This is a genomic window from Streptomyces sp. NPDC087440 (assembly GCF_044744005.1).
Classification (GTDB): Bacteria; Actinomycetota; Actinomycetes; order Streptomycetales; family Streptomycetaceae; genus Streptomyces.
On the sequence record NZ_JBIUXN010000010.1, the window covers coordinates 103,673 to 122,625 of the forward strand.

An 18,953-nucleotide genomic window follows, 5' to 3' on the forward strand; every position below is an offset into this window, starting at 1 on the left:
GTCTGCCTCATGAATGATCATGTGCACGATCTGGCCCTGCTGAGCGACGCCACGAACCGTCTGCTCACCGCCGCGGCCACGCTGGACAACGCCGCCGTCGCCGAACCGTCACGGCTGCCCGGCTGGAGCCGCGGACATGTGCTGGCCCACCTCGCCCGCAATTCCGACGCCCTCCAGAATGTCCTCGCCGGTCGCCCCATGTACGTCAGCGGCGAGGCCCGCGACGCCGACATCGCGCGCGACGCCCCGCGCCCCCTGGACGTACAGATCGACGACGTCCGCACCACCGCGGAGGACTTCGCGCGCGCGGCCGACACGTACGACGACTGGAGCCGCACCGTGGAGCTGCGCAACGGCGTCATGGACGCGGCGTCGCGGATTCCGTTCCGGCGGCTGATCGAGATCGAGCTGCACCACGTGGACCTCGGGATCGGGTACGAGCTGGAGGACCTCTCCGAGGAGTTCACCGGGCGCGAGATCGCCTTCCTCGCGGACCGCTTCGCCGGGAACGCGGCAGTGACCGCGGCGACCCTCACCGCCGCCGACGGCCGGCAGTGGACCACCGGGCGCAAGGACGGCGACGCTGTCACCGTCACTGGTGCTTCCGCCGACCTCCTGGGCTGGCTCGCGGGCCGTCGCGACGGCGGTGCGCTCACCGTCACCGGCGGGGATCTCCCCGTACTGCCGCCGCTGTAACGGCCGCTATAGGGTGCGCGGTATGACGTACAGCGGAGCGGTGAAGGTCGGCGGACCGGCGGATGTGCACGAGCTCAAGGACCTGATGATCTCGAAGGTCGCCGTCGGGTCGATGAACAACAATGCGTATCTGTTGCGCTGCCGGGACACCGGTGAGCAGCTCTTGATCGACGCGGCGGCCGAGCCGCACACCCTGCTGTCGCTGATCGGTGACGACTCGATCGCGTCCGTCGTCACCACTCACCGGCACGGCGACCACTGGCAGGCGCTCGCCGAGGTGGTCGCCGCCACCGGTGCGCGCACGCTGGCCGGCCGGTACGACGCGGAGGGCATCCCGGTGCCCACCGACACCCTCCTGGAGGACGGCGACACCGTGCGGGTGGGGCGCGTGGAGCTGACCGCGCGGCACATCGTCGGGCACACCCCGGGGAGCATCGTCCTGGTGTACGACGACCCGCACGGCCACCCGCACGTGTTCACCGGTGACTGCCTCTTCCCCGGCGGCGTCGGCAACACCTTCGGCGACGCGGACGCCTTCGTCTCGCTGCTGAACGACGTGGAGGCGAAGGTCTTCGCACCGCTGCCGGACGAGTCCTGGGTCTACCCGGGGCACGGCGACGACACCACGCTCGGTGACGAGCGCCCGCACCTGACGGAGTGGCGCGAGCGCGGCTGGTAGGCCCGCACACGCACGTCCACGGCCGTCACGCACTCGTGACCGCACGGCCCTCCCGGACGCCGCTGTTCCTCGGGGACAGTGGACGAAAGGGAGGGCCCCGCCATGAAGAAGTCCCGCGCCGCCGCTGCCGCCACCGTCCCGTTCCTCGCCCTGGCCCTCCTGGTGTCCGGGTGCTCGGACCCGGGCACGTCCGGGAAGAATCCCGGCGCACATCCGTCGGCGTCCGCCGGGCAGCTGTCCGCGCGCGACGCGGCCACGCTGACATCGCTGCGCCAGGTGGACGGCCATCCGCTGTGGCAGTTGCGCTTCGAGGGCGACTACAACCGGTTGGGTGAGGTCAAGGTGCCGCCGCAGGCGGGCTTCGGCTGCTCGCTGTTCTTCGCCGGCGGCAACAAGCAGGACCCGCAGTTCGCGCGGAACTTCGACTGGCAGCACGGCCCGGCGCTGCTGCTGTTCACCACTCCCCCGGACGGCTACGCCTCGGTGTCCGTCGTCGACACCACCTACCTCGGGCTGACCTCCGCCGCCGACTTCACCACCCCGCGCGGCAAACGGGGCCTGCTCCAGGCCCCGTTGCTGCCCTTCGACGGCATGAACAGCAAGGGCCTGGCGATGGGCTTCGCCTCCGTGGACCGCGCCGAGGGGCCCAAGGGCCGTACCAAGGTGGGCAGTACGCGCATCCAGCGCATCGTCCTCGACAAGGCGGCCACCGTCACGGAGGCACTCACCCTCTTCGACGCGTACGAACTGGACTTCACCGACAGTCCCCCGCTGCACTACTTCCTCGCCGACGCCACCGGCGACTCGGCGGTGGTGGAACTGGTCGGCGGGAAGGTCGTCGTCGCCGAACGCGGCCGCCGACCGTGGAACGGCGCGGTCAACTTCACCTTCGCCGACACCCCTGCCGCGAAACGCCTGGAGGACCGCCGCTACGGGGCCGCCACGAAGACCCTGAACGCCGCCAAGGGAGCACTGAACACGGACAGTTCGCTGGGGCTGCTGCGCACCGTCGCGCAGTCGCACACCCAGTGGTCCGTGGTGTACGGCCTCAAGACCGGCAAGGTGACGCTGGTGACCGGCCAACGCTGGGACCAGCGGCACGAGTTCACGCTGCCCCTGCAGTGAGGGCTCACGGGGGAGGGCCTGTCCGGGTGATCTTTCCCGGTGAGTCGGTACGACTAGTGCGGCGCACCCCTTGAGGGCGTGGCGCATCGGGTAACGACGCCCGCATGCATGCTTCACGATCACCGGCCCGTCCGGGCAGCCCCTCCATGCTCCGGCTCGCGACCGCCTCGCTCGCCGGAACAGCCATCGAGTTCTACGACTTCGCGATCTACGGCACGGCCGCGGCCCTCGTCCTCGGCCCCCTCTTCTTCCCCTCCTTCTCACCCCTGGCGGGCACCCTGGCGGCCTTCGGCACCTTCGGCGTGGGTTTCGTCGCCCGGCCCGTCGGCGCGGTCGTCTTCGGACACGTGGGCGACCGCTTCGGGCGCAGACCCGTGCTGTTCTCGTCGCTGATCCTGACCGGGGCGACGACGGTGGCGGTCGGCTGTCTGCCCACGTACGACTCCATCGGCATCCTCGCGCCGGTGCTGCTGATCCTGCTGCGCTTCCTCCAGGGGCTCGGGCTCGGCGGCGAGTGGGGCGGGGCGGTGCTGCTCACCGCGGAGCACGCGCCCGCGCACCGACGGGCGCTGTGGGCCAGCTTTCCGCAGACCGGCCCATCGATCGGATTCCTGCTGGCGAACAGCGTGATGCTGGCGATGTCGGCGGGCCTCACCGACGCGCAGTTCACCTCGTGGGGGTGGCGGGTGCCGTTCTGGGCGGCCGGCGTGCTCGCCGCCGCCGGACTGCTGCTGCGGTCCTCCCTGGAGGAGACCCCCGACTTCAAGGAGATGGCGGCCACGGGCGAGCGCGCGGGCGCGCCGTTCACCGAGGTGGTGCGCGACCACTGGCGGCTGGTGCTGCTGACCGCCGGGGCGCTCTCCCTCGGATACGCGCTGGTCTACACGATGTCGACCTGGTCGCTGGCCTACGGCACCGAGCACCTCGGCGTCGACCGCACGGTGATGCTCGGCTGCGTCATGGCGGCCGTGGTGCTCAAGGGGCCCCTGATTCCGTTGGCGGCGGTGCTCGGGGACCGGGTGGGGCGGCGGCCGATGTGCCTGGTCGGGTGTGCGCTCAGCGCCCTGTGGACCTTCCCGATGATGGCGCTGCTGGCGACCGGGCAGCCGCTCTTGATGTTCCTGGGCTTCCTGGGCGGGTCGCTGTCGTTCGCCTCGATGTTCTCGGTGATCGGCGCGTACCTGCCGGAGCTGTACGCGCCGCAGGTGCGGTGCACCGGTGCGGCGCTGGGCTACAACCTCGCCGGGGTGTTCGGCGGCGCTCTCACGCCGATCGTGGCGACGGCGGTGTCGTCCTCCGGGGAGGGCCCGCCGTGGGGCGTGGCGGCGTACCTGACGGGCATGGCGGTGGTCAGCCTGGGCTGCTTCGCCCTGCTGCCGGAGACGCGTCCGGCGGCGGTGCGGGCGGCGGAGGCCGAGGCGCGGGGGGCTGCACCGGCCTGATTCCGGGTCCCCCCGGCGTCGTACGAGAGGGGCCTTCGTGCGAGAGGGGCCTTCAGAGGGCTTTCATGCCGCCGCCACAGTGCGGCAACGACGGCGCGCCACGATGAACGGGCGGCAGCGGGACGCCACCCGCCCGCTGCCGCCTCTGTGCGTCCGTGCGACGCCCGCCACCCGGTCAGTTCCCGTTCCGTACGGAGGAGCACGCCCGTGACCAGCACACTGAACGCCCTTGACCTCACCCCTGTGTCGGGCAGGATCGGCGCCGTCGTCCACGGTGTCACCCTGTCCGGCGACCTGTCCGAGGCGACGCTCACCGCCCTGGAGGAGGCTCTCTACACCCACAAGGTGCTCTTCTTCCGGGACCAGGGGCACCTCGACGACACCGCGCACGAGGAGTTCGCGCGTCGCCTCGGACACCCCGTCTCGCACCCGACGGTGCCCTCCGCGGACGGGCGGTACGTCTTCGAGCTGGACGCCACCAAGGGCGTACGGGCCAATCAGTGGCACACGGACGTGACGTTCGTACCGGCGTATCCCAAGGCGTCGATCCTGCGCGCGCTGGAGATCCCGGAGCGCGGCGGGCACACGATCTGGGCGAACACGGCCGCCGCGTACGACGACCTGCCGATCCCCCTGCGCACGCTCGCCGACTCGCTGCGCGCCGTGCACAGCAACGACTACGACTACGCGGAACGCATCGCGGACCGGCGCTCGGGAGTGTCGGACGAAGCCGTGGCGAAGCTGTTCCGGCAGGTGTTCGTCTCGACGACGTTCCGCACCGAGCACCCGGTGGTGCGGGTGCACCCGGTGACCGGGGAGCGCACGCTGCTGCTGGGCAACTTCGTGCAGCGGATCGCCGGGCTGCCGACGGCCGACAGCCGGGCGCTGATCGACCTGTTCCAGCGGTACGTCGAGCGCCCGGAGAACCTGGTGCGCTGGCAGTGGCAGGTCGGCGACGTGGCGATCTGGGACAACCGCGCCACCCAGCACTACGCGGTCAACGACTACGACGACCTGCCCCGGGTGGTCCGCCGCATCACCCTCGACGGGGACGTGCCGGTCGGTGTGGACGGCTTCCGCTCGCGCCTGATCGAGCCGCAGGAGGCGCCCCGGGTGCCCGGTCTCGTACCGGCGCAGGAGCTGGAGCGCGAGGGACGGCCGTAAGCACAGAATGCCGTACGCACAGAAAAGTGGAGGGGACGGCATGCACGCCGTCCCCTCCACGTCTGCGTGAACCCTCGGGTTCGTGAGTCCTCGGGTTCGTGAGCCCTCGGGTCAGGACTCGATCGGAGCCTTGTCCTCCTTGGCGGCCTCCGCCGCCTCCCGCTTCTTGTTCGCCATCAGGCTGGTGATCGTCGTGATGACGAGGACGGCGCAGATGACGGACAGCGAGACCGCGATCGAGATCTCGGGGACGCTCACGCCGCTCTCGTGCAGTGCGTGCAGCACCAGCTTGACGCCGATGAAGCCGAGGATGACGGAGAGGCCGTAGCTGAGGTGGACCAGCTTCTTGAGCAGGCCGCCGATCAGGAAGTACAGCTGGCGCAGACCCATCAGCGCGAAGGCGTTCGCGGTGAAGACGATGTACGGGTCCTGGGTGAGGCCGAAGATCGCCGGGATCGAGTCCAGGGCGAACAGCACGTCGGTCATGCCGATGGCGAGCATGACGACCATGAGCGGCGTCAGGATGCGCTTGCCGTTCCTCTGGATGAAGAGCTTCGTGCCGTGGTACTGGTCGGCGACGCCGAACTTGTTCTCGATCTTCTTCAGCAGGGCGTTGTCCTCGGGGGCCTCCGCCTCCTCACCGGCACGCGCCTCCTGGACGAGCTTCCAGGCGGTGTAGATGAGGAACGCGCCGAAGATGTAGAAGACCCACGAGAAGTTCGCGATGACCGCGGCACCGGCGGCGATGAAGATCGCACGCAGCACCAGGGCGATCAGTACGCCGATCAGCAGCACCCGCTGCTGGAGGTGGGAGGGCACCGAGAACTTCGCCATGATCAGGACGAAGACGAAGAGGTTGTCGACGCTCAACGACTTCTCGGTGATGAAGCCCGCGAAGAACTCGCCGGACGCCTTGCCCTCGCCGAACACCAGCAGACCGAGGCCGAAGATCACGGCCAGGGCGATCCAGACGACCGTCCAGATGCCCGCTTCCTTGGTCGAGACGTCGTGCGGCTTGCGCCCGATGAAGAAGTCCACCGCGATCAGGGCCGCGAGGGCCAGGATGGTGAAGATCCAGGTGTTCAATGAAACGTCCACTGCGCCTCCGGCAGATAGCTACGGCAACTCAATCAGCGTCGTCGCTGCCGGAGGTCTCTTCCACCCGAGCCGCCGTCTGGCGTGCGCCGGGCCGATGCCCCGGGACCGATGGCGGTCCGTATTGACGGGTACATCGCAGGCCGGGAGTACTCCCCTCCGCTCTCACGAGAGTACCCGAAACACCAAGAACAGGTAAAGGAAAAGGTAAACGATTCCCAAAAGCGCAGGTCAGTGGCGCTTAATGAGGCGGTACGATCAGCGGCCGAAGGCCCTCCTGGCCGCCGCCACCTGGCTGAGCACGTTCCACAGCACCTGGCTCCCGGGCGGCGCCAGCAGCGGTTCGTACGTCCAGGCGTGGCCCACCCACGGGTCGGCGAGGTGTGCGTCGGGTACCGGGGTCAGTCGCAGCAGCGAACGCCACAGCGGGTCCAGCACCGGGCCGTACGCGTTCGCGTCCTCCCGGTCGGCGACCATCATCAGGTGCACACCGACGGACGGACCCTCGTCCGCCAGATAGCGCAATTGGGTGACGGCCCGGTCGTCGAAGCCGTGCGGGAAGTCGTTGACGATGAGCAACTGCTCGGCCGTGTCCAGGTGCGGCGGCAGCGCGTCCGACGCACCCGCCCTGATCGCCATCTGTACGAGGTCCACGCGCTCGGTGAGCCTCCCCAGCACGGCACTCACCCCCTGCGCGCCCACGGCCGGCGGCGAGGCCAGCACCCCGGACTTGACCAGCGGTGCGAGCGCGGCGGCAGCGGCGCCCGCCGGGTCGATGACGTGCACGGTGAACTCGCCCGCCGGGTAGGCCCCGAGCAGCCGGGCGGCGTGTGCGACGGCGGTGTCCAGGGCGACCCGGCGCAGCTGGTCGGTGTCCATCATCATCGCGGCCTCGGAACCGGTGCGGCCCGCGTCGATCCACAGCCCGCGCTCCAGCGGCAGCCGCACCAGCAGCGGAATGTGCAGGTCGGGGCGTTCGGGCAGGTGCAGGTCGCCGATGCGCAGCGCCATCGGGATCTCCATCGGCACCTTGTAGGCGTGCCAGGCGGGGTTGTCCCAGCGGGCGAAGGCGGGCGGCAGCGCGGGCTCGACGACCTCGGACTCGGCGACGAGCTGGGCGATGTCGCGGTCCAGGACGGCACGGGCCTGCTCGACGAGCGCGTCGCGCTTGGCGCGGGCGGCCTCGCGGGCCGCGTCACCGGTGCCGCCGATGCGGCTGCGCGGGTCGGAGAGGACCTTGTCGAGCTCCTGCTCCATCCGGGACTCGGCGAAGTCGACGGCGCTGCGGTAGGCGGCCGCCGTGCGGGCCAGGTCCTCGAACATGCCCCAGACCTGGTTGTAGAGCCGCTCCTCCATGGACCAGCCGGAGGCGTCGCCCGCGACGGGCCGCGACGGCTGCCCGGGCCCGGACGGCTCGGGGCGCGGCGGCGGCTGGGTGGGCGGGGCCTGGGTCGACGGGGCGGCCGGGGGCGGGGTGGCGGCGGCCGCGGGCTGCTTGCGGCGGCGGGGGTGGCTGTAGTCGATGGGGCCGCCGGGGGCGGGGGCGGCGGCGGGCGTGGTCGGCTGCGGGTCCTGTGGGGCGGGGGGCTGCGTGGGCAGGCCCGGGGCCTGCGGCTGGGGTGTTTCCGGCGCGTGCACGGGAGCGGGCTCGGCGTCCTGATGCGGCGTCGCGGCCCCGCCACCGGCGACGGTCCCGCCACCGGCGAGGTTTCCCCGTACGCCGTCCTGGGCGGCCGCACCCTGGCGGGCGGTGTGGCGGGACCGGTCGCCCTCGGCGGTGCGGGGCGGCGGCGGGGCCACCGAGCGGGCCAGGCCGCGGCCCACGGCGTCCTGGATGGCGGTGGCGAGCGCGCCCGCCTGCGGCAGGCCCTGGTCGGCGAGCAGTTCGGCGAGGCCGCCCGCGTACCCCTGGCCGACGGCCCGTACCTTCCAGGCGTCCTGGCGGCGGTAGAGCTCCAGCGCGACGACGGCGGACTCGGCGTCCAGGCCGGTCAGCGTGAAGGTGGCGACCTCGTCGCCGTCGAGCCCGGTGACGGCGACGAAGGGGGCGGCGACCGCGCCGAAGCGGGCCGGGAAGCCGACGGCGGTGGGCAGCGCCAGCAGGACGTTCACCCGGTGCGCCTCCTGCGGGATCGCCCCCAGGTCGACGGCGAGGCGGTGGTCGGCGGCGGCCTGCCGGGACACCTCCAGGCCGGGGAGCTGGTGGGCGCCGGGGTGGGCGACCCACTCCGTGCCCCGTACGGTGCCGTGCTCGTCGACGAGCGTGGCTCCGGCGACGACCGGCTGGCCGGCCGAGATCCGGATCTCCAGACGGGCCTGGGGCAACGGATGGTTCTGCCCCCGGACCAGCTCGGCCGTCATCGTCTGTCTCCCCCACCGTCGATGTGCGCGGTCTGTCCGCCGTGCGTGCCTGTCACGTGAATGCGGTGCAGCTCCCGGCGGCCTGCTGCCTCCGGGAGCTGCGGTACTGCTGGGTCCGTCGTCGCCTAGAGGTGCGGCAGGATCGACGGCATCAGGTCCTGGAAGGTGCGCCCGTTGGCCGGGTTGCCGAGGGCGGTCATCTGCCAGCCCGCGCCCGCGCGGCTGACCTTGGCCATGATCTGGGCGGTGTACTGGCCGCCGCCGTCGAGGGTGTAGCGGGCCAGCTCCTGGCCGTTGGTCTCGTCCACGATGCGGCAGAACGCGTTCTGCACTTCCTGGAAGGTCTGGCCGGTGAAGGAGTTCACCGTGAAGACGATCTGGTCGATGTGCACCGGGACGCGCTGGAGGTCCACGAGGATGGCCTCGTCGTCGCCGCCCTGGCCCGCGCCGCCGACCAGGTTGTCACCGGTGTGCTTCACGGAACCGTCGTCGCTGACCAGGTGGCGGAAGAAGACGACGTCGACCGGCTGCTTGTCGGCGAACAGGACCGCCGACGCGTCGAGGTCGATCTCCTGGGTGCGCTTGCCGAACAGACCGCGGCGCGGGGCCGCCTGCCAGCCGAGCCCCATCCGCACCGCGGTCAGGGTTCCCCCGTCGCTCTTCTGCAGGCTGATGGCCTGGCCCTTGGTCATGTTGACCGTCACGCGCTACCCCTCTCCACAAACCCCTGCACCGCCCGTGTGTGCGGTTGTCAGCACCCTACGCAGTCCGCCGGACGCGGTCGCAACCCCGGTGCGTTTTGTGTCGTTCCTGCAACACTCCACCGGGCACCGCGCTCACGCCTGTCCCGCCTCCCTCATCATGCGCAGCTCCTTCTTGAGTTCGCCGACCTCGTCGCGCAGCCGGGCGGCCACCTCGAACTGGAGCTCCGCCGCGGCGGCCCGCATCCGGTCGGTCATCTCCTCGATCTGCTGGGCCAGTTCGGCGGCCGGGCGGTCGGTGAGGACCTCGGTGCCCTTCTTGCCCTTGGCGGACTTCGCGGCCTTCGCCGCCTTGCCGCCGAGCGCCGGGACCGGCGCCTTGGCGTCCTTGCCGGACTTGGGCTTGCGGTAGTCGGTGCCGAGCAGCTCCTCGGTGTCGACCTCCTCGCGGGCGATCGTCGCGACGATGTCGTTGATCTTCTTGCGGAGCGGCTGCGGGTCGATGCCGTGCTCCGTGTTGTACGCGACCTGCTTCTCGCGGCGGCGGTTGGTCTCGTCGATCGCCTTGGCCATCGCCGGGGTGATCCGGTCCGCGTACATGTGGACCTCGCCGGAGACGTTGCGCGCCGCGCGGCCGATGGTCTGGATGAGGGAGGTCCCCGAGCGCAGGAAGCCCTCCTTGTCGGCGTCCAGGATCGCCACCAGGGACACCTCGGGCAGGTCGAGGCCCTCGCGCAGCAGGTTGATGCCGACCAGGACGTCGTACTCGCCCGCCCGCAGTTCGCGCAGCAGCTCGATGCGGCGCAGCGTGTCGACGTCGCTGTGCAGGTACCGGACCTGGATGCCCAGTTCGAGGAAGTAGTCGGTGAGGTCCTCGGCCATCTTCTTGGTGAGCGTGGTGACCAGGACGCGCTCGTCCTTCTCGGTGCGCTTGCGGATCTCGTGCACCAGGTCGTCGATCTGGCCCTCGGTGGACTTGACGACGACCTCCGGGTCGACCAGTCCGGTGGGGCGGATGATCTGCTCCACGAAGCCGTCGCCGCGCGAGAGTTCGTACGTGCCCGGGGTGGCCGACAGGTAGACGGTCTGGCCGATCCGCTTCTGGAACTCCTCCCACTTCAGCGGGCGGTTGTCCAGCGCGGACGGCAGCCGGAAGCCGTGGTCGACCAGGGTGCGCTTGCGGGAGGCGTCGCCCTCGTACATCGCGCCGATCTGCGGCACCGTGACGTGGCTCTCGTCGAGGACCAGCAGGAAGTCCTCGGGGAAGTAGTCGAGGAGGGTGTGCGGGGCGGTGCCGGGCTCACGGCCGTCGAAGTGCATCGAGTAGTTCTCGACGCCGGAGCAGCTGCCGATCTCGCGGAGCATCTCCAGGTCGTACGAGGTGCGCATGCGCAGCCGCTGGGCCTCCAGCATCTTGCCCTGCTTCTCCAGCTCGGCGAGGCGGTCCGCCAGCTCCTTCTCGATCCCGTTGATCGCCTTTTCCATGCGCTCGGGTCCCGCCACGTAGTGGCTGGCGGGGAAGACGTAGAGGCTGTCGTCCTCGCTGATGACCTCGCCGGTGAGCGGGTGCAGCGTGGACAGCGCCTCGATCTCGTCGCCGAACATCTCGATGCGGACGGCCAGTTCCTCGTACACCGGGAAGATCTCGATGGTGTCGCCGCGCACCCGGAAGGAGCCGCGGGTGAACGCCACGTCGTTGCGGTTGTACTGGATGTCCACGAAGCGGCGCAGCAGGGCGTCCCGGTCGATCTCGTCGCCGACCTTGAGGGAGACCATGCGGTCCACGTACTCCTGCGGCGTGCCGAGGCCGTAGATGCAGGAGACGGAGGCGACCACGACGACGTCGCGGCGGGTGAGCAGCGAGTTCGTCGCGGAGTGGCGCAGTCGCTCGACCTCCTCGTTGATCGAGGAGTCCTTCTCGATGTAGGTGTCCGACTGCGGGACGTACGCCTCGGGCTGGTAGTAGTCGTAGTACGAGACGAAGTACTCGACGGCGTTGTTGGGCAGCAGCTCGCGGAACTCGTTCGCCAGCTGGGCGGCCAGGGTCTTGTTCGGTGCCATGACGAGCGTGGGGCGCTGGAGCTTCTCGATCATCCAGGCGGTCGTCGCCGACTTGCCGGTGCCGGTCGCACCCAGCAGGACGACGTCCTTCTCCCCCGCGCGAATGCGCTTCTCCAGCTCGGCGATGGCCGCCGGCTGGTCACCGCTGGGCTGGTAGGGACTGACGACCTCGAAAGGCGCCACCGTACGTTCGATCTTGGAAACGGGCCGCATGCAACCACCGTACGACCCACCACTGACACTCACGTGGTGATCGGACTCCGGGGCGGAGGAAAGGGGGGCCGGGACGTTTCGGATGCGGTCGACACACGATCGGCCGAAGTGCGGCTGTGTACCGGATCTGTCACACGGCGTGATGGGCGCACGTGTCACATCGTTCACCGCATGGCCATTCCGCACCTGTTCCACGTTGGCGCGCAGCTGTCACGCTCGGTCGCCCGAGTCGTCCTCTCGCGCAAGGAGAGATCCATGCTCACCCTCGCCGTCACAGCGACCCTGACCGCTCTCGCGGGCGGGACCGCCGGTGTCGTACAGCCTCCGGCCGCCCCCGCGGGCGCCCCGGCAGCCGCCCCCTTCGTCATCGCCCACCGGGGTGCCTCCGGGTACGCCCCGGAGAACACCCTGGCCGCCGTCGACAGGGCGCACCGGCTCGCGGTCGACTGGGTGGAGAACGACGTCCAGCGCACCAAGGACGGCGAGCTGGTGATCGTCCACGACGACAGCCTGGCGCGGACGACCAATGTGGAGCAGGTCTTCCCGAAGCGTGCCCCGTGGAAGGTCAAGGACTTCACGGCTGCGGAGATCCGCAGGCTGGACGCGGGCAGCTGGTTCGGCCCCGCGTACGCGGGCGCGCGCGTGCCGACGCTGAAGCAGTACCTCCAGCGGGTGGACCACAACCAGCAGAAGCTCTTGATGGAGGTCAAGAACCCGGCGCTCTACCCGGGCATCGAGAAGGACATCCTCAGGGTGCTGCGGACACAGGGGTGGCTGGACGCGGCGCACGTGCGCTCGCGGCTGGTGGTGCAGAGCTTCGACGCGGCGAGCCTCCGGTCCGTGCACCAGCAGCACACGGGCCTGGTCACCGGGTTCCTGGGCACGCCCAAGGTGGCCGACCTGCCGAAGTACGCGGCGTACACCGACCAGATCAACCCGCAGCACACCACGCTCAGCAAGCAGTACGTGGCGGCCGTGCACAAGTTGAAGGGGGCGCACGGGCAGCGGCTGCGGGTGAGCACCTGGACCGTGGACGACTCGGCGAGCGCGAAGAAGGTCAAGGGCTTCGGGGTGGACGGTGTGATCAGCAACCGGCCGGACGTGGTGCGGGCGGCGATGCGGGGCTGACCTGCGCCTTCGCAGGTGCGGGGCCCGTTGTCAGTGCCCGGTCGTACCGTGGGGGGCGTGAACAGCGAAACGCCTTCGGCGAGTTGTGTGGAGTGGGCCGTGATCGGCAGCGACATCGGCCCGCTGCTGCTGGCCGCGACCGACGTCGGGCTGGTGAGCGTGGTCTTCCACGCGGACGAGAAGGTCCGGGCACGGGCATTGGAGACGCTGGCGTCGCGGCTGGGCGCCGAGCTGGTCGAGGTGGCGGAGCCGATACCGGCGTCGAGCCGGCTGGCCGAGCCGGTGCGCCAGTTCGCGGCGTACTTCGCGGGCACGCTGCGCCGGTTCGACCTGCCGCTGGACTGGTCGCTGACCTCGGGGTTCAACCGCCAGGTGCTGCGCGAGCTGAACGACGGGGTGCCGTACGGGGCGGTCGTCGGGTACGGCGACCTGGCGCACCGGGTGGGCCAGCCCGGGGCGGCGCAGGCGGTCGGGGCGGCGATGGGGTCGAATCCGCTGCCGGTGGTGGTGCCGTGCCACCGGGTGGTGGAGAGCGGTGGCGGGCTCGGCGGATTCGGCGGCGGGCTGGAGACGAAGCGGGTGCTGCTGGCGCTGGAGGGGGTGTTGCCGGAGCCGCTGTTCTGAGGTGGGGGCCCGGTCCTGGGTGGGGCCCGGTACTGGGTGGGGCCCGGTCCCGATGAACCTGCTCCGGAGCAGGGGTGCGCGGGGCGCGATTATCTGGTGCCCTGGGGGGTGCGGGCTGGCACACTGCGGCGGTGACGACATCCCTTGACAAGTACACGTACATATTCGGCCCCGTTCGCGTGACCGTCGCCTCCCCGGCCCCCGACCCGGTCGGCCCCTGCGGAGAGGCGTGTACGAAGTGAGCACCACGGACAGGAACGACCGCTCCGACGACACCGGGGACACAGGCACCGGACGCCCTCCGGCGCAGGGCGCACCGGACACCGGTGACTCCGACCCGGCCGCCGGGGGCCTGGTCGCGGACATCGCGCCGGTGGCCCCGCCTCCGGCGAATCCGCTGAACCCGGCGGACCCCGCGACCCCGGCGGACCCGGCCGCCCCCGCCCCCGCCCCCGTGCCCGCGGTGACCGCCGCCGAGCTGCCCGCGCTCCAGCGGCGCACCACCGCCGTCCTGGTCACCAGCCAGATACTCGGCGGTCTCGGCGTCCCCATCGGCATCACCCTCGCGCCTGTCCTGGCCACCGAGATCGCGGGCAGCGAGGCCTACGCCGGGCTAGCCCCGACCGCCTCCGTGGTCGGTACCGCCGTGCTGTCGGTGCCGCTGGCCTCGCTGATGACGGCGCGCGGACGGCGGCCCGGGCTCACTCTGGCGTACCTGATAGGCGCGCTCGGCGCTGCGGTCGTGGTGGTGGCCGCCCTGCTGGGGAGCTTCCCGCTGCTGCTGCTCGGCATGGCCGGGTTCGGCGCGGCTTCGCTGGCGAACCTCCAGGCCCGGTTCGCCGCCGCCGACCTGGCCTCCCCCGAGCGGCGGGGCCGGGCCATCTCCACGGTGGTCTGGGCCACCACCATCGGCGCGGTGCTCGGCCCGAACCTCGCGGCGCCGGCCGGGCGCGCCTTCGCCGGTACGTCCCTGCCCGTGACGGCGGCGCCGTTCGTGTGGGCGGCCGGGATCTTCCTGGTGACCGGGATCGTCGTCACCGTCCTGATGCGCCCGGACCCGCTGCTGACCGCGCGGGAACTGTCCCCGCAGGAGGACCATTCGGCCGCGAGCCGTTCGCTGAAGGCGGGCATCGCCGCCGTGAAGGCGTCCCCGCGGGCCCGGCTGGCGCTGGTGACGGTCGCCGTCACGCACACCGCGATGGTGTCGATCATGACGATGACGCCGGTGCACCTGGGCCACCACGGCGCCGGGCTGCAACTGGTGGGGCTGGTCATCAGCGGCCACATCGCGGGGATGTACGCGTTCTCGCCGGTCATGGGGTGGCTCGCGGACCGGCTCGGGCGGCTGTCGGTGATCGGGCTGGCGGCCGGGCTGCTCTCGCTCGCCGCCCTGCTCGCGGGCACCTCCGGCGGCAGCCACGGGCAGACCGCCGCCGGACTCTTCGTGCTGGGCCTCGGCTGGTCCGCCGGGCTCGTCTCGGGCTCCGCGCTGCTCACGGACTCCGTGCCGCAGCCCGCCCGCGCCGCCGTGCAGGGTCTGTCGGACCTGACGATGAGCTCCGCGGCGGCCGTCGGCGGGGCGGCCGCCGGGCTGATCGTCGCGCAGGCGGGCTACGGGTGGCTGAACGCGGCCGGCGCCCTGCTGCTGGTGCCGATGGCGGCGCTGGCGCTGGTCACGGCTCGTACGAGCAAGGCGTGAACCAGAGGCTGATCCACAGGCCGATCCAGAGACCGGTCTAGAGACTGATCCAAAGACCGATCCACAGGCCGGTCCAGAGGCCGGTCCAGAGGCCGGTCCACAGGCCTGTCTAGAGGCTGATGTGGTACGCCTTGCGCAGCGTCTCGTGGACCGTCCACGTCGTACGGTCGCCCTCGCGCAGCACGCACGCGTCGCCCGGACCGATCTCCAGGGTCGCGCCGCCCTCCACCGCGACGGTGGCGCGACCGCTGACCACGACGAAGAGCTCGTTGGCCTCGGTGTCGGTCACCACGCCGGGCGTGATCTGCCAGATGCCCCGCAGCTGTTGGCCGTCCGGGGACTCCCACAGCACCTTGCCGGTGACCTCGGGCGTACCGGAGACGATCTGCTCCGGGTCGAGCGGCTCGGGCTCCAGCTCGGCGTCCGGAATGTGCACGGAGAAGGAGGCGGGAAGTTGATCAATTGTCGTCATGGCCGGTCACCTTAGCGGTGCCGTTGTACCCCTCTGCGACCAGGCCCGACGCAAGTGGACGCAAACCGTCCGTCGTGGCGGTGCGTGCTCCGGCGCACTCCGGGCACAGGAAGGGCACCATCCTTACAGTGCGCTACAGCCAGGGAGCTGCTGCCATGGAGATTTCGGGCATCATCAGCGCGATCGTGATCGGCATCATCATCGGCGTCCTCGGCAGGCTCGTGGTCCCGGGCCGCCAGAAGATCGGCATTCTGTGGACCATCATCGTCGGCATCCTCGCGGCGCTGGCGGGCGCGGCGATCGCCAAGGCGCTCGGCGTCAACGACACCAACGGCATCGACTGGATCGAGTGGCTCATCCAGATCGGTCTGGCGGCGATCGGCGTCGCGGCCCTGGCCAGCGTCAAGTCCGGCAACCGCGGCCGCAGCCACAGGTAACCGCAACCACAGGTGACCGCCGCCACCGGCAGGCCCCGCCCGCAGACCCGGTGAGCAACGCTCCAACCGGAACCCCCGCCCGCCTCTTCGCCCCGTTTCGCCCGGAGTCTGGCCGGTCCCGCCATGCGGGTGCAGACTCCACAGCGCGCACAGCGAACGGTCCTCGCCACACGTGACCACGCACCTGTTCGACGCACCTGTGGCGACACTTTGCGACACGAGCCGAAGAGGCGGGTGCACCATGACCACAGGCACCACGAGCACAGGCACGGGCAGCACGAGCACGGGCAACAAGGCCGTCGCGTACCTCAAGCCCGGCGCCGTCGAAGTCACCACCATCGACCACCCGGCACTGGAACTGCGCGACGGCCCCGGTGTCGCCCCCGACAACGTCGGCCGCGTCTGCCGGCACGGGGTGATCCTCAAGGTCCTCGCCACCAACATCTGCGGCAGCGACCAGCACATGGTGCGCGGCCGCACCACCGCCCCCGAGGGTCTGGTCCTCGGCCACGAGATCACCGGCGAGGTCATCGAGCGCGGCCCCGACGTCGAGTTCATCGAGACCGGCGACATCGTCTCGGTCCCCTTCAACATCGCCTGCGGCCGCTGCCGCAACTGCAAGGAACGCAAGACCGGCATCTGTCTCAACGTCAATCCGGCCCGCCCCGGCGCCGCCTACGGCTATGTCGACATGGGCGGCTGGGTGGGCGGCCAGGCCCAGTACGTGATGGTCCCCTACGCGGACTTCAACCTGCTCCCCTTCCCGGACCGCGACGCGGCCCGCGAGAAGCTGCTCGACCTGGCGATGCTCTCGGACATCTTCCCGACCGGCTTCCACGGCGCGGTCTCGGCGGGTGCGGGCGTGGGGTCCACGGTGTACGTCGCCGGGGCGGGCCCGGTCGGGCTCGCGGCCGCCGCGTCCGCCCAGCTGCTGGGCGCGGCCGTCGTCATCGTCGGCGACCTGAACGCCGAACGCCTCGCCCAGGCGCGGAGCTTCGGCTGCGAGACCGTCGACCTCACCCGGGGCCGGGTCGAGGACCAGATCGCCGAGATCCTGGGCGAGCCCGAGGTGGACGCGGCGGTCGACGCGGTCGGCTTCGAGGCCCGCGCGCACGGCCGCCCGGACGCCGAGGAGGCCCCGGCCACCGTCCTCAACTCGCTGATGACGCTCACCCGCGCGGGCGGCGCGCTCGGCATTCCCGGGCTGTACGTCACGGACGACCCCGGCGGCGTCGACCAGGACGCCCGCACCGGCACGCTCAAGGTGCGCCTGGGGCTCGGCTGGGCCAAGAGCCACAGCTTCACCACCGGTCAGTGCCCGGTCATGCAGTACCACCGGGCGCTCTCGATGGCGATCCTGCACGAGCGCGTGCACATCGCGAAGGCGGTCAACGCCACCGTGATCCCGCTCGACGAAGCCCCGCGCGGCTACGCCGAGTTCGACCAGGGCGCGAGCCGCAAGTACGTCCTGGACCCGCACGGCGCGCTGAACGGAGTCCGCCCCGTCTGACCCGGCGGCACGAAGCCGGGGCCCTACTCCCCGTCGCCCGGCAGCCCGGTCCACGCCGGATGCCGGGCGTCGTCGGCCCGTACGACCACGTCGGCGGCCTCCGAGGGGGCGGTCTCCGCCTCGTACCGCACGAAGGCGGGCAGCGTCCACCGCTCGCTCTCGGCGGTACGGCGCTCCAGCGCCCCCGGCGACAGCCGCACGTGCACCGTCAGGTCGAACGGGAACCACCGGCCGAGCAGCAGCGGCCCGTGCATCAACAGCACTCCGCCGGGCGGGAGTTGGGCGTACGGGCTGCGCGTCGCGCGGTCGGTGACCGGGTCCCAGAGGTCGGGCAGCACCCGCCCGGTGCCCCCGGCCTCCAGCGGGCCGAAGACCTCGCGCCACAGGGCGCCGGTGTCGAACCACCCGTCGAAGTAGGTGTCCGGGTCCTGCTTCCCGTACTCGAAACGCAGCGAGGCGGACCGCAGGAAGCCGTGCGTGTCGACCTCGTGCACGACGCGCCCCCGGTCGCGCAGGGCCTCGGCGAGCGGTCCGACCAGCTCCCCGGTGCGCGCGGCGGGCGCGCCGTCGACGCCGACCTTCAGCCAGGGGCTGCCGTCGGAGGGCTCCAGGCCGTCGAGGTGCCGGGCGAGCCGTCCGGCGAGGCGTCCCCAGGTGATCGGTAGAAACTGCACGCGTCCATCATCGCCGGTCCGGGGCGGGGCGGCCTCCCCGGAGGGGGTGCGCTTGACCTTGCCACTGGCGTCAGGGTTGGACCATCACCCGCATGAACACCTCCACGGAACAGCGCGTCGTCCTCGTCACCGGAGCGGGAACCGGCATCGGCCGGGCCACCGCCCACGCCTTCGCGGCGCAGGGCGCGCGGGTCGTCGCCGTAGGACGCAGGACGGCCCCCTTGACGGAGACCGCCGCCCAACACCCTTCCCTGATCACCCCGTTGGCCGCCGACATCACGGAGGAAGGGGCCGCGGAAGCTCTCGTACGGGAGGCGGTCGGGACGTACGGACGCCTGGACGTCCTGGTCAACAACGCCGGGATCGTCGGCGAAGGGTCGCTGGGCACCTACACCCGGGCCGGTGTGGAGGCGCAGCTCGCGACGAACCTGGTCGCCCCTGTGCTGCTGACGCAGGCCGCGCTGCCCGCGCTCGGGGAGCGCGGCGGCGTCGTGGTGAACGTCAGCACGTCGGTGGGTCAGCGCGCCTGGCCGGGCAGTTCCGTGTACGCAGCGTCCAAGACCGCGCTCGAACTCCTCACCCGCAGTTGGGCGGTGGAGCTCGCGCCGCGCGGCATCCGGGTGGTGGCGGTCGCGCCGGGTGCGGTCGACACCCCGATCGGCGAACACCGGGGGCTGACGCCGGACGAGCGGGCCGCCGTACGGAACTGGCAGGTGGCGCACACTCCGCTGGGCCGGATCGGCCGCCCCGAGGAGGTCGCCTGGGCGATCACCCGGCTGGCGGCGCCGGAGGCGTCCTTCGTGACGGGGGTGGTGCTGCCGGTGGACGGGGGTGCGGTGGTGGCGTGAGCCGCCGACGGCGTACGTGATCTA

17 protein-coding genes are annotated in these 18,953 nt (G+C 71.4%); 11 read left to right on the top strand and 6 right to left on the bottom strand.

The features are described 5' to 3' along the window. The first annotated feature begins 9 nt into the window (after positions 1–9). From ACIO3O_RS20955 to ACIO3O_RS20975, 5 genes are all read left to right on the top strand, one after another. Entirely contained in the window at positions 10–696 is a 687-nt protein-coding gene (locus tag ACIO3O_RS20955; protein WP_401747936.1) for a maleylpyruvate isomerase family mycothiol-dependent enzyme, read from the top strand. 22 nt (positions 697–718) lie between these two features. Continuing rightward, positions 719–1,375, top strand: a complete 657-nt coding sequence (locus tag ACIO3O_RS20960; RefSeq protein WP_401747937.1) for an MBL fold metallo-hydrolase — start codon at positions 719–721, stop codon at positions 1,373–1,375. 102 nt (positions 1,376–1,477) lie between these two features. After that, positions 1,478–2,500: a carcinine hydrolase/isopenicillin-N N-acyltransferase family protein gene (locus ACIO3O_RS20965; RefSeq protein ID WP_401747939.1), complete on the top strand. Its 1,023-nt coding sequence runs from the start codon at positions 1,478–1,480 to the stop codon at positions 2,498–2,500. A gap of 146 nt (positions 2,501–2,646) precedes the next feature. Next, positions 2,647–3,942, top strand: a complete 1,296-nt coding sequence (locus ACIO3O_RS20970) for an MFS transporter (protein ID WP_401748265.1) — start codon at positions 2,647–2,649, stop codon at positions 3,940–3,942. Positions 3,943–4,149: 207 nt separating this feature from the next. Then, a complete protein-coding gene (locus ACIO3O_RS20975) occupies positions 4,150–5,106 on the top strand; it encodes a TauD/TfdA dioxygenase family protein (protein ID WP_401747942.1) in 957 nt (318 codons plus the stop codon). Positions 5,107–5,217: 111 nt separating this feature from the next. Here the strand turns inward: ACIO3O_RS20975 and ACIO3O_RS20980 are convergent, their stop codons facing one another. The 4 genes from ACIO3O_RS20980 to uvrB form a co-directional block, all read right to left on the bottom strand. Next, on the bottom strand, positions 5,218–6,204 hold the full coding sequence (locus ACIO3O_RS20980) for a TerC family protein (RefSeq protein ID WP_401747945.1): 987 nt from the start codon (positions 6,202–6,204) through the stop codon (positions 5,218–5,220). Positions 6,205–6,459: 255 nt separating this feature from the next. Continuing rightward, positions 6,460–8,562 carry a TerD family protein gene (locus ACIO3O_RS20985; protein ID WP_401747947.1) on the bottom strand — a complete coding sequence of 701 codons (2,103 nt, stop codon included), beginning with the start codon at positions 8,560–8,562 and terminating at the stop codon, positions 6,460–6,462. A gap of 125 nt (positions 8,563–8,687) precedes the next feature. Continuing rightward, positions 8,688–9,266: a TerD family protein gene (locus tag ACIO3O_RS20990; RefSeq protein ID WP_401747949.1), complete on the bottom strand. Its 579-nt coding sequence runs from the start codon at positions 9,264–9,266 to the stop codon at positions 8,688–8,690. Positions 9,267–9,398: 132 nt separating this feature from the next. After that, a complete protein-coding gene (gene uvrB, locus ACIO3O_RS20995) occupies positions 9,399–11,537 on the bottom strand; it encodes an excinuclease ABC subunit UvrB (protein WP_401747951.1) in 2,139 nt (712 codons plus the stop codon). Positions 11,538–11,792: 255 nt separating this feature from the next. On the opposite strand from uvrB, the gene ACIO3O_RS21000 reads away from it, so the two are divergent. The 3 genes from ACIO3O_RS21000 (at position 11,793) to ACIO3O_RS21010 (ending at position 14,988) form a co-directional block, all read left to right on the top strand. Further along, on the top strand, positions 11,793–12,665 hold the full coding sequence (locus tag ACIO3O_RS21000; RefSeq protein ID WP_401748267.1) for a glycerophosphodiester phosphodiesterase: 873 nt from the start codon (positions 11,793–11,795) through the stop codon (positions 12,663–12,665). A gap of 57 nt (positions 12,666–12,722) precedes the next feature. After that, on the top strand, positions 12,723–13,289 hold the full coding sequence (locus ACIO3O_RS21005; RefSeq protein ID WP_401747954.1) for a methylated-DNA--[protein]-cysteine S-methyltransferase: 567 nt from the start codon (positions 12,723–12,725) through the stop codon (positions 13,287–13,289). 454 nt (positions 13,290–13,743) lie between these two features. Beyond that, positions 13,744–14,988, top strand: coding sequence for an MFS transporter (locus ACIO3O_RS21010; RefSeq protein ID WP_401748269.1), 1,245 nt, complete (start codon positions 13,744–13,746; stop codon positions 14,986–14,988). A gap of 109 nt (positions 14,989–15,097) precedes the next feature. Here ACIO3O_RS21010 and ACIO3O_RS21015 read toward each other — a convergent pair whose 3' ends face one another. Then, a complete protein-coding gene (locus ACIO3O_RS21015) occupies positions 15,098–15,460 on the bottom strand; it encodes a cupin domain-containing protein (protein WP_189821568.1) in 363 nt (120 codons plus the stop codon). Positions 15,461–15,615: 155 nt separating this feature from the next. Here ACIO3O_RS21015 and ACIO3O_RS21020 point away from each other — a divergent pair, with 155 nt between their 5' ends. Further along, complete coding sequence (locus tag ACIO3O_RS21020; protein WP_401747957.1) at positions 15,616–15,897, top strand: GlsB/YeaQ/YmgE family stress response membrane protein; 282 nt, start codon at positions 15,616–15,618, stop codon at positions 15,895–15,897. A gap of 241 nt (positions 15,898–16,138) precedes the next feature. Further along, positions 16,139–17,407: a formaldehyde dehydrogenase, glutathione-independent gene (gene fdhA, locus ACIO3O_RS21025; RefSeq protein WP_401747960.1), complete on the top strand. Its 1,269-nt coding sequence runs from the start codon at positions 16,139–16,141 to the stop codon at positions 17,405–17,407. A gap of 23 nt (positions 17,408–17,430) precedes the next feature. Here fdhA and ACIO3O_RS21030 read toward each other — a convergent pair whose 3' ends face one another. After that, positions 17,431–18,081, bottom strand: coding sequence for a uridine kinase (locus tag ACIO3O_RS21030; protein ID WP_401747963.1), 651 nt, complete (start codon positions 18,079–18,081; stop codon positions 17,431–17,433). Positions 18,082–18,173: 92 nt separating this feature from the next. On the opposite strand from ACIO3O_RS21030, the gene ACIO3O_RS21035 reads away from it, so the two are divergent. Continuing rightward, positions 18,174–18,929, top strand: coding sequence for an SDR family NAD(P)-dependent oxidoreductase (locus ACIO3O_RS21035; protein ID WP_401747965.1), 756 nt, complete (start codon positions 18,174–18,176; stop codon positions 18,927–18,929). The last annotated feature ends 24 nt before the right edge of the window (positions 18,930–18,953 follow it).